At 51.6% G+C, this 11,895-nt stretch carries 7 protein-coding genes; 4 read left to right on the top strand and 3 right to left on the bottom strand.

The window, feature by feature from the left end:
• Window positions 1-111: 111 nt before the first annotated feature.
• The gene (locus tag O2597_RS04540; RefSeq protein WP_269523009.1) at window positions 112-2,343 is read right to left on the bottom strand and encodes a glycosyl hydrolase family 28 protein; all 2,232 of its coding nucleotides are present in this window, start codon (window positions 2,341-2,343) and stop codon (window positions 112-114) included.
• Between the two features lie 1,063 nt (window positions 2,344-3,406).
• Here O2597_RS04540 and O2597_RS04535 point away from each other — a divergent pair.
• The 4 genes from O2597_RS04535 (at window position 3,407) to O2597_RS04520 (ending at window position 9,669) form a co-directional block, all read left to right on the top strand.
• Entirely contained in the window at window positions 3,407-3,982 is a 576-nt protein-coding gene (locus tag O2597_RS04535; RefSeq protein ID WP_269523008.1) for a hypothetical protein, read from the top strand.
• Window positions 3,983-4,497: 515 nt separating this feature from the next.
• Window positions 4,498-7,863 carry an InlB B-repeat-containing protein gene (locus O2597_RS04530; protein ID WP_269523007.1) on the top strand — a complete coding sequence of 1,122 codons (3,366 nt, stop codon included), beginning with the start codon at window positions 4,498-4,500 and terminating at the stop codon, window positions 7,861-7,863.
• A 10-nt stretch (window positions 7,864-7,873) separates the two neighbouring features.
• The gene (locus O2597_RS04525) at window positions 7,874-8,563 is read left to right on the top strand and encodes a hypothetical protein (protein WP_269523006.1); all 690 of its coding nucleotides are present in this window, start codon (window positions 7,874-7,876) and stop codon (window positions 8,561-8,563) included.
• A gap of 146 nt (window positions 8,564-8,709) precedes the next feature.
• Complete coding sequence (locus O2597_RS04520; RefSeq protein ID WP_269523005.1) at window positions 8,710-9,669, top strand: alpha/beta hydrolase; 960 nt, start codon at window positions 8,710-8,712, stop codon at window positions 9,667-9,669.
• Between the two features lie 140 nt (window positions 9,670-9,809).
• Here O2597_RS04520 and O2597_RS04515 read toward each other — a convergent pair whose 3' ends face one another.
• Together O2597_RS04515 and O2597_RS04510 are read right to left on the bottom strand one after the other, a co-directional pair.
• Window positions 9,810-10,838, bottom strand: coding sequence for a hypothetical protein (locus O2597_RS04515; protein ID WP_269523004.1), 1,029 nt, complete (start codon window positions 10,836-10,838; stop codon window positions 9,810-9,812).
• Between the two features lie 12 nt (window positions 10,839-10,850).
• Window positions 10,851-11,702, bottom strand: a complete 852-nt coding sequence (locus tag O2597_RS04510) for a hypothetical protein (protein WP_269523003.1) — start codon at window positions 11,700-11,702, stop codon at window positions 10,851-10,853.
• Between the last annotated feature and the right edge of the window lie 193 nt (window positions 11,703-11,895).

Raw genomic sequence — 11,895 nt, 5'->3', positions numbered from 1 at the left:
CAGCAGGCCATCTTCGCGCTTATCGCGCTTCGTGCGTGGAACCTATGCGCTGTTGTCAGAAAACTCCAAGTTGCCGAGCCTCTGTCTCATGTTTTAAATATTTGCCTCCTTTTACTCTTCCACGGACTCTATCACCCAATGACTGCTGGTATCACTGGAATCGATCGTGTCACATTGCACATAGCCAAGTTGGTCCGACACATGCATACGTGACGTGGAAGCCCAACGATTTCGAATACGCGTATAGACACCGTCATAATCCTCCAGCTCCCAGTGCGAAGTCCAGGCAGCGCTTTTAATCGAGGTACTTTCCACATAATCTATCGATTCTCCCTCATAGCGGCTTTCCAGATTCAAGGTACGCTCCGTTAGGCGATTAATAATCCGCGTATATCCATCGTACTCGACAAACTTCCAATGGGAAGACAGATCATCATCAGTCACATTTCCATATGCGGTGACATCCATATCACCATAGTAGTCGATATACATGTATTGGTCCAACAAACGATTCCGGATACGATAGTAAGTACCTGAATTCGGCACACCATCATAGGGATAAAAACTGAAATTCGGGGTATAGGGCCCCACTTCGATCAGAGGCTCCGTGCTCGTTAGAACGCTATCGTTAACAACGATGTTCTCAAAGGAAACATTTTGTGCCACGTAAGTCGAATTCCAACCGGAAAGCTTGATATACTGCCCGCCGTGCTCACCCAAGCAGGTAATATCCTTAAAGCTCACACCATCGACATAGCCGGGCAACTGCACAGTCATCCAATGGTTGATCGTGGGCTGCACCTGGATAAAACTTGAAGTGTTGTCGGGATTACCGATCGCACGTATGTCTTCGAAAAGCACATTCGGCCCGATCGTCCCCTGCTCACCCGGTTCAATGAGAAAGACCGAACTGTCTTCGTTGTAATGGATGATGTCACAATCGGCCACCGTTATATTCATGATATAGTTAGCCCGTGTCTCATGCCCCAGTAAGAAAATACGGGCCCGATCTCCCCAGAAGACGCAGGAACTGATCTCAATGCCATCCAAGTTGCTCCGGCCGTCACTCATTCCTTTAAACGCGATGCAATCGTCGTCGGTTCGGATAAAACAATTTTCGATCGTCTGGTTCGTCGTGCCGTTGATCATATCGATGCCGTCGTCATTTGCCATATGACCATTACAGATCTTTAGATTCGAAAAAACCAACCCGTCCGAACTCCAGGTAACGATCGTCCATCCCCATGCAAACCTCAGGGTAATGCCCTCAATCGTACAATCCGTACTATCAGAGATGTGGATGGGGTATGAGGTCGGTCCAGCTCCCTTTGAGTAACATGAACCATCGAGGATGCCCCGTCCGGCAATCCTGCTATTTTCACACCCAAACATCGTGATTCCGGCCTGCAAAAATGCGCCACCAGCCAAGTAAAGCGTCTCGTCATCCGCAAGGTCGATTCGCCCGACTGAACCATACATCCCCGGCCCCATGTAAAGGACATTCGCATCGTTGGGGTTGGGAGGATTCAAGTCCGGATCGTTCGCAAAGAGATGCAATGCGTCGTCAGTGCTGGAACCATCCGGCAAAACCGTGATTTGGCCGGCATTACTGACATCGAAGCTAATCGTATCTCCATCCACAACCGGCGTGATTCCCAAGGAAGCCGGCAGCACAACCGGATTGGAGATTCCACCGGTCGCGGTGATGACGATGTTCACGTCCCCGGTGAAATCGAACTGACAGAATCCGTACTTGTAGCCGTTATAATCGGCTCCCGCATAGATATCGACCGGCACTCCGTTCGCTGACAGCGTATAGTCCTCTGTCACCGGAGCGCCGAGGGGAGCCGGATAAGTCATCAGATCGACAATTTCCACCGGCTCCGTCCATCCAGTCGATGCGTATCGATTACTCCAACTATCAGGCGTTAAATAGGCAAGCCACGCATAGCTCTCCCCTACATCAACTGAAGCCGGAAGCGTATACTCCATATGAAGGTTGCCGTAGCCGGCATCGACAACCGTATCCACGTAATCGATATAGACGCCATCCGATACCCGCTTAATGATCGTCCTTAAGATCATGCCGCTTTCCGGCGAGTCATAATCGAAGTCCACGTCGATCTTCTGTCCGGCAAAGGCCTCCTCAGGGCCACGGACGCTTACATTGACAATTGAAAAGCCCTCAGTCCATCCGGTCGATACGTATCGATTACTCCAGCCATCAGGGGTTAAATAAACAAGCCAGTCGTATTCGACACCATTCTCGACAGTGGTCGGCACGGTCCAGTCGACCTCCACGGTACCTCCCCCCTCACTGACCTCCGTATCAACGTAGCCCATATAGACTCCATCCGACACCCTTCGAACAATAGTCCGTAGAATAGTATCGTCCGCCGGCGAATCATAATGGGCCGTGACTGTGACCGTTTGGCCTGCGCATGCCTTTTCCGGACCCGACACAGACACTTCCGACGCTAGCGTTATCGACGCCGTAGCACACAGCAACAAGAGGCATGCCCAGCTCGCAGAGAACCGTTTCAACAATGATTTCATATTTCTTTTTTAGGGGTTAGGGGTTAGGGGTTAGGGGTTAGGGGACGTATTCAAGCAGAAGCGCCGCTCTCACACAGTAATTGAAAAGCAAAATCACAAAAAGCGTCATCAGGGTTTGCCGCATCGGCATCCAATGGAATCAATCATCGCCGACAGGGTCACCTTATGACCGAATGGGTCAGCTCAGCATAGATAAATCCAGCCCACGGCTCGAACCTGTAACGCTCATCAACATATGAAAGAACTCATATTTACTAATCGTTATCGATAGGCAAACACGAGCGTATTGAATTGTCTAATACGTGCTTTAACTTGCACTTTCTGTTACGAGCAGCTGAATGTCTCGCTCCGGCAAGCGTTGCCTTGCGTCGCCGCAGGTAACTCGACGCGAAAAGGCAGTCGTTGCGTGGACAAACGAGGCATACCTTGCACTGAGCACAGCTATAATCCACGAGCTAGGCAGGTGTGGAATGACCAAAAAAAGTGCGAGAACACGCACCGACCAGCCGTCTGGATGTGTTATTCTCTCGCCTCGTTGGGCTAAAACCAACAAACCTTTGGCACCTTTTCGTACATACCCCGAAGCCCCCCTCAATTTGTCTCGGAGCCAGCCCTTTGATCGGGTCATCTACGCGCTTCAGGTGTGAGCCATTTCCGACGCGGCGAAAGGGACGCCAAAGCAGGCGTACTCAAAATATAGAGATTCGCTCAAACCGGGCTACCTGCATTTTACAAAAGTTTAACAATGCTAACGTTCTAGATAAGGCAGCCTAACAAATGAAAACAGTATTGGGTTGCAGCTTGCTGATTGGAACAAAGCGACCCATTGCATCAATGGACACAGCCAATTATGACATCATCTGCAAATCGTTTCCCCACGCATCTAAAGACTTGGATTTTACTATTTTCCTGCTGGTTGGGAATGAGTGTCTCAAGCTCGGCCGCAATTGTAGTTCGCTATAACTTCAGTACTGGCGACTACACTATTTCAGGTTCGGATTCCGGCCCTGGTTACCAAGCGATGTATCCAAACTACGGCTGGAATTTTGGAGATTCCTCAACAAACTGGGATGTCGGTTATTCTGTCCTGAATCCAATTTTTAGTGATATTGGCAATCAATGGTCAGCAGGTGGTGGTGCACACACCAGCTTCAGTCTATACGGTTTTTCTGCCACAATGGCTTACGGCGATACAGAGGGAGGCAACACTGGCACCCTAAGCCTGCTCGATGGTGAAACCGAAATCAAAGGTACGGTCGCCACAGGGCTCGGCGATCTCGAAGCAGGGGTCTATGTTGGACAGCCCGTTGGTACTTATTCCAGTGAAACATTTACGCTCGAAGTTGTTCCTGAACCAGCATCATACGCGTGCATAATCGGGGCAGTGAGCCTACTGCTGGTTCATCGACGCCGCAAGGGCGCCTAAAAGAGGGAAACGCAAGATATAAAGATATCATTCGCCCAATTCATGTTGTCGTAGAATCGACTATCGACTTATCGGATCCCGATGGCTGACATGAAGTCAGTGGCTTGAGCTTCGAGGGTGACACAAACGAGCAGGTCGCCAATTTACCGTCCACAAGCGAAAGTTCGATCTTCTACCGGTTATCGGTTAGCGAAGCGCCTTAGCTGTAATGGGGTCGAACGAAGAATTTAGAAAGCCACACGACCCGCACGCCCTCCCCCTCTGGCGAATGAAACGTAAGCTATTTATTGCGTGATGTGAGTTTGCCGAACCTTGCCTGTGATACTTACTATGGGCTCAACACTTCGGGTTAGGTCCATCCCTCATAAGGTAAGCAAATTAGGACCATAAGGCATTGGCCTGCAACATCATTCAAAATAGGCCTCGCAAACATAAGCCAACACGTTTGATACTCAGGCAATATGCCAATCAGACAACGGCCCTATTCTGCATTACGCCTATTTGGCCTAGCCCTTGTGGGACTACTGTGCACGCAGTGGGCTCGTGCAGCAGTCCAGATCACGGATGTCGACCATTACATCCTTCCTCCGGACGAGATCATTACGGTCACCGGAACCGATCTATCGAATGCGGCACAAGCTCGCTTTGTGAACCATGGAACGAATTTTCAGGATAGATACTTTGCATCGGTCAATTCGCTTAATTCGACAACGGCTGAAATCCGGATACCGGATTTTGTGGAGCCCAGAGCTTACCATACCTTAATTCTCGAAACCGATTCATCGAGTACGGTCGGCATTGGGTCACCACTAACCGAGCATACCGGAAACGGTGCCGCTGAAAACCCTTACGATTACGGCGCCGTTGTCATACGATCCGGAGCTCTCCTCAGCGGTGAAGTCAGATTCGGTATTGTCGTGGTGGAAACCGGCGGCGTGTTCGAAATGGACAACAACTCTCGAGCCACAACGGTTTACGCACAGGACGGAGCCGTTGTGAACGTGACGAGCGTCACGAACTCCGAATCCACCATTTACCACAGCCCCGATACGGTGCTTATTTGGGACAGCTCATCCTACCCTTGGGACGACAGCAACATGATCGAACTGCCACCGATCACGCCAAGCTATGACATCAATAGATTCCAGCAAGGCACCCCTGTGCATGTTGAGGTCGTCGGGAACGGAAGTGTTGACCGTTTTCCCGACCTGGAATACTTTCTCTACTATGGCTACGCGACCTTGACTGCGGTCCCTGCCCCGGGATACATGTTTTCCGGTTGGAGCGGAGACCTTAGCTCCCAGGAAGATTCGATTCGTGTGCATATTACAGAGAACGCGGCCTATGTCACCGCAACGTTTATGCAAGGCTGGCAACTCGAACTGCCGAACATCCCGGGAGCAACTACGAATGCATCACCGGAGCTAGCAATCTACCCTGACGGACAGGTCGTCAGCATAAGCGCTAGCATCGATCCCGATTACGACTTTCTCGGCTGGGGTGGCGATGCCAGTGGCAGCGAACTCAATACAACCATCGCGATGGAAGAGAACCTTCAGGCATTCCCAATAGTCAGAAGCAAGCTCTACGGAGAGCTACCTGAGCTTCAAAGCGCCGACCAATACATCAACGCTCCTGGTGAGACGATGACGGTCACAGGGGCGAACCTCGAAACGACCACCTTGGCCCGGCTCATCTATCGAGACAGCATGACTGAAATGACAGTCGCTACAGCCTCTCCCACCAGCACAGAGTTGATCATGCCGGAGACACCTGACGGTCGCGCTTATGCTTATAATCTATTCCTTGAGACGGAAACCGGGTCAAGCATCAGCATCCCCGACAATTTCAACAGCCACTCAAGCGACGGACCTGTCGCTGATTATCAAGATACCCGCCCCCTTGTAATCCGGGCCGGTGGCAGCTTGACTGGAGGCAGCTCTTCAGAATTGGTCGTCGTAGAAACCGGCGGATACTACCGAGTCGACGAGGGAGCGAATCTCCCCTACTTTATTTTTGCAGAAGACGGAGCGGTTATCGATTTCAGATTTGCCCCCGAATCATACCGGCTGACACTCTTTCACAGCCCCGAAACAGTCATCCTAGGCAGTGTCCCGATGAATCCGGATACCTTAAGTCCGGTTGCGGAGCTCATCCCACCACTGAGAGTCAGCCATGGATTCGACATGATCCAGAAAGGAAGACCGATCAATTTGACTATCATCGGTAATGGAACCGTGCAATTAACTCCCGACACCCGGAATTACGCCTATGGCACCACGGTGAGTCTTCACGCGATTCCGATGGAAGGTGCGACTTTCAACGGCTGGAGCGGCGACATTATCAGTCAGAACGAATGGATTAGCTATACTTTCGGATACGAACCACTCACCCTGACAGCACAATTTCCCACTGGTTGGCAGCTGGAGGTGCAGAGCATCCCCGGAATAACCGTCACTCGATCGCCCGCGTTAAGCAGCTATGAAAACGGACAAACCGTGTCACTGACCGCGACTCCGTCGTCAGGTTACTACCTGGAAGGCTGGGCCGGCGATGTTTCCGGCAATACGTCCACAATCCAAGTGACCATGGATGGCAACAAACGGGTCGTCCCCATCCTGCACCCTGCAGGCTATGATGAACTGCCGCAAATGAGCTCAGCGGATTATCCAGTCGTTGCTTATGGAGAGAATGTAGTGATCCGTGGGAGCAATTTGGCTTCCGCGAAAACGGCCAGCCTACTGTATCTGGAGCACAAGTATGATCGTCCGGCAGTGAATCAAACTGACAACTCCTTCGAATTCCAGATGTCATCTGTATTCTACAGTAAGAACTCGGCACATAATATCTTTCTAGAGGAAGCGGGAGGGGCGACGATCGGTATTCCGATCTACAACGAACACACCCAAGAGGGGCAAACACCGTTGAGTGCGTATTTCACACCTATGGTTGTCCGGGCCGGCGCAATCCTGTCAGGATATACGAGAAGCGAATTAATCGTCGTCGAGAGTGGCGGCATCCTTCGGGTCGACAATAGCATGGTCCAGCTAAAGCATATTATCGCTGAAGACGGTGCCGTCGTAGATTTCACAACAGCCACCTCGCTCAACGACGTACAATATTTCTACAGCCCTAAAACACTCACCCTCGGCGCACTGCCAGCCGATACTAGCTCTAAACTATATGGCTCGATACGTCCAAGCTACGGCATGTCGAAAATTACGCTCGGCTACAAAATCAACGTCCAAGTTGACGGCCCAGGGTCGGTTAAGATCGATCCGGAGCAGCCGGCTTTTGCCAACAACTCTATTGTCAATCTGGAAGCCATACCGGATGCGGGAACCTATTTTATCCGCTGGACAGGAGACTTCTCCGGCATTGACGCGACTTCCGAGTTCAGAGTGACAGGAGATGCAAGCGTCACTGCAGAATTCTCGACAGCGTCAAATTACTTCAGTGTCTGGCGACTCGAGCACTTCACGAACGAGGAGCTCGAAGACATCTCGATCAGTGCATTCGACGCGGACCCCGACCATGACTCCCTATCCAACAGTGCCGAATACGCATTTGGTTCGGACCCCAGAAGCGCGGACAAAAAGCACAAAATCAAGGTCGACAAGCAGCAGATCGACGGCGAGTTCGTCTTTACGGTCAGCTACCCGCGCCCCAAAGACGCACTGGATGTAAGCTATCAGATACTCGTCTCGAAGGACCTTGTCACGTGGAACTTTAACGGTGATGACACAGACCTCGTGTATTCCGAAGAGATCAGCGTGGAAAGCATTGACGAGGAGACGGAAGAAGTCACCTCGATCCTCTACCCGAATAACGACTCTCCTCGAAGCTTCTTTGTCAAGATTTCCGCACTACTCTTCGAGTAAAAGAGCCATCATGAAACCCGTTCTCATACTCGCCCTACTGACCTTTTGCATTCATTCGAACGCAGCGACTACGATTTGGAGCAAAGAATTTCCCGCAGCTCAACACGGCGACGATCCGGATGACTACGCGGTCATGGTTGGCCAGGATGGTTCCGTTGGAATTATGGACGCTTACGGCAACGGCCGGAAAGTGAATTGGTATGATCGATCCGGAACATTGATCCAAGAGTTCCTCACGGACAGCGCACTGTCCGGGTTTATCTATATTTCCCAGCACGAACTGGTCATTCAAGGGAGCGAGACGCATTTGTATCAACTTGATGACACGGGCGAACTCGGACATACGGTGACGAACAGTCGTGTCAGTGTCTTTTTAACCAGCTTTTCGGGATTCAACTACCCCTATCTACTTGAAAAGAAGTTGGGGCCTGACAACCAATACCAGCTCACGCTTTACGACCTGACGAACGAAAACTACCTTAACATTGTTGGCGATGCCGTCATTGGTGTCCACGGAAAGAACTTAAAAGTGCAGTGGAAGACATTATCCAATGCCAGCTATAAAGTGCAGACTTCAACCGATCTTACCGAGTGGACCGACTATACAGGGACGATCAACGGCACCGGCGGCACACAGGTCATCATGATCCCCTTTAGCGAAAGCTCAGATCAGACTTACGCGCGTGTCGTCAAACTATAAGCGCGAACAACAGATAATACGTAAGGAGCTTAGGTCCCATAAGGAGTTGCCCACGAGAGACGGATCTGTTTTCCCAAACAAATGAAGCGTCCGAAGCATCTTTTGTCAGTGACGAATCGGATTTCGCGGCTAATCTAACGTTAATCATGAAATCCTGCGTCTACTGGCTGATCGGACTCTTTACCCTGCTCCCCCTCAGCGCCAACAACAACCTGCGGCACTGGAATTTAACCGATTGCAGGCAGATTCATGCGGAGCTGGTTGACTATGACGAAGTACAAGATCGCGTTCACCTGCGGGTCCATGAAACCGACGATCTATACATGAAATTAGCCGACTTCTCAGTGTTGGACCAAGCCTGGTTGGTCGAGTGGACCCGAATCAGTGACGAGCTCATGCAGATGCTCGACAAGATGCCGGGTAAATTTACCGCCTACCAATACGCCGGCGAACTCGATACGCATGATTTCTATGTTTACGAGCCCTCCCCAGCCAGTGGGACCAGCCTCAGACCGCTCATGATTCTGATTAACGCCGGCCCCAAGGGCATGCGCTACCTGCTACGCCACATGGAAGCGGCCGAGGCGACTGGAATGACTATTGTTACAATGGATCGCTACGGCAACACAAAGTCAACGGAAGTCGCTGCGCACAACCTGGCGCGCTTTCGCGAGCTGCTGCCCCAGATCGAAGCAACTGTACCACATGACCCGGATCAGCTCTACATTGGCGGCATCTCCGGCGGTTCCCTGCGTGCCGTCAGCTGGGCCAACGCCATCGATCGCCCATGGAAAGGCATTTTCTGGAACGGAGGTTGGCTCGGTTATGATAGCTACCTGTTGGAGCACTACCGAAAAATGAAGGTCATCATCGTAAACGGAAACAATGACCGGGGCTCAAATTACTACGTGCGGAAGCGTGACCTCGAAATCCTACTGAATAACGGCTTGGAAGTCGGCATCATAGCCTTTGAAGGCGGCCATCAGATCCCGCCGGTCGAGCACCAGATTATGGCCTTCGAATGGCTTCTCGACAGCGATTCGATTGAGGAATTAAGCACGCTCGACGATTTGCGACCACCCCCGGCACCCAAGTTTCCGGAGTAGTCTCAGGCCTGAGTAAAAAAGTGGGGTGCTCAATAGGGGCAAACGTAGCAGATAGAATGAATGCGGGATTGTTATCCATTCTAGATCTGCCCCTTTTATCCGATCCTGAGTTGATCCAACTCAAACACAGACCATCGATTCTAGTTTAACACCGCCTGTGCCATAAAAGTCGTATAGCCGGGCGGGATGATCATCTCACAGGTCGCAGTCGATGCCTCAAGCGTGCCGGTCAAAGGTCCTGTGACTGCTTCCACCTTGCCGTAGGTTTCATTCCAGCCAACGACCCGGATTGTGGTCCCCAGTGGGATCCGGGAGCATTCCACCTGTATGGTTGTCGAACCGCTATTGATAATTTCGGCATCGGGAGCATTTTTATTCGCCCCCGGGTTGTTGGCCACGGCTACACTGTCAACAACCGTAATTTTGATGGGATTGTCGTAGAAAACCAGGCCCGGACGGGAAAGTCGTATGTCATCTCCATAGTAATTAGAATAGTTATGTTGATACGCCTCGGCACGAATGTGATCAGCTTCAACGCTTCCCCACTCACCTGTAATCTCATTCGCGATCAGGCGCAGACTTCCTCCGTCAATTGCACGAATGTATCCAGTAATCTCGATTCTTGTCGAACTGGCCAGCAGGAAGGCGCCTCCGCCACCGAGTCCGGATCCGGACTGAGGGGCTCCCTGCCCGGATCCCCCGATCAGGGGCACCAGAAACGGATTGATATAATCATTCGTCGGGAGCTCTGGCACCTCCGAAGAAACAGCACCCGAGGTGCCGCCCGGCCCCTGCCCATCCACTAGCCCGGAAGACTGACCACCATAGAATCCTCCTGCTCCAGGGAGCGGACCAATGGGCCCCAAGTTGATCTCTCCCATGATTGTTACATCGCCGGCAGCCAACCAAATGGCCGGCTTGTGCCCCATAACATCCCCACGGAGTAGAACTGTAGTCCCCGGCCCGATTGTGATGGTTGTGAAATGGTAGACTCCGTCCCGATCCGGATCCAAAGCCGGATCAATGTCATCCGGATCAAAGATGACGTCTCCCAGGTCAGGATCGAAGACCAAGGCACCATCACTGCCGTCGGACCCGGAGTTGAAAGGCGCAGCCAGCAGGAAGGCGGCATAGCAGCAAGATAATAGTGAAAGTATGAACTTTTTCATATTAAATAGGATCTATGGGGCTTGCTTCAAAATCGTAACAGGTGCTGACCAAACCTCGGACAGGAGCATCACCGAACTCGCGTTGTTTCTCACCAAAACCGGTGCCGACCAGACATCTCCTTCAAGTGCGGTTGGTGGGGCCGGGTTATTCACGCTGACCGCCTGAGACCAGGCGAGGCCTTCCAGTTGTGCGGGGCTGGCGAGGTTATGAACTTGGATCACATGAGCGGCTCCCTCTAAAAACTCAGCCGGAACTGAAGCGGAACTGCGCGGATTACTCCCGAATTCATATTCTTCTTTGTCGACAAAACCGTCACCATCCGAATCCACCAAATGCGGATTACTGCCGGCGAGCATGGTCTCGATGTCGTCATCCAGCATGTCGTCGTCTGTGTCTGAATGCAACGGATCTGTACCCAAACGCCCTTCTTCCCAGTCGTTCAAACCATCCGTATCCGAATTCAAGGGCGGTTCAACTTCGATCCGGAAAAACATCCGGGAGATGCCGCTGGTATCGAATTCCACGTAGTCGATGCCATCTTCCGCTGTTACAAATTCGGTAGGGATATTCCAGCTTGAAAAACCATCGGTCGTCTGCACCCGGTAGCGCAATCCCGATTCAGCGGGAATCCGGATCCGAAGACTTGCGCCGCTCATACTGAGTCCGAAATCGCCGGGACTGGCCGCATTCAAAGGATCCGTCCCGAGAAGCGACTCGATCAAATTGTTATACCCATCCTGATCCGGATCCTCGTCAGCAGGCAAGACTTGCTCATAGATCGACTCGAATACATCACTCACACCCGATGCATCCCCGTCATACGCAACGGCAGGCAGTGGAATGAGGCTCAAGATGAGACTCATAAAAAGGAGGAACGGGAAGCATTGAGGCATCGTTGAAAAGCGTTTCGAAAGGATAACGCTCAGACGCGCAGATCAAGTCAATGCACAAAAACGTAAGGGAACATACGCGGTAAATCCAAAGCAGAGGCACATTGACTGAGCTGAACTCTACTGGCTCCTAAAAGGGGTCCAACGCAAGATATAAAGATATCAT

It is taken from the genome of Coraliomargarita parva, assembly GCF_027257905.1.
Classification (GTDB): domain Bacteria; phylum Verrucomicrobiota; class Verrucomicrobiia; order Opitutales; family Coraliomargaritaceae; genus Coraliomargarita_A; species Coraliomargarita_A parva.
This window is presented reverse-complemented; position numbering and strand designations above follow the sequence as displayed.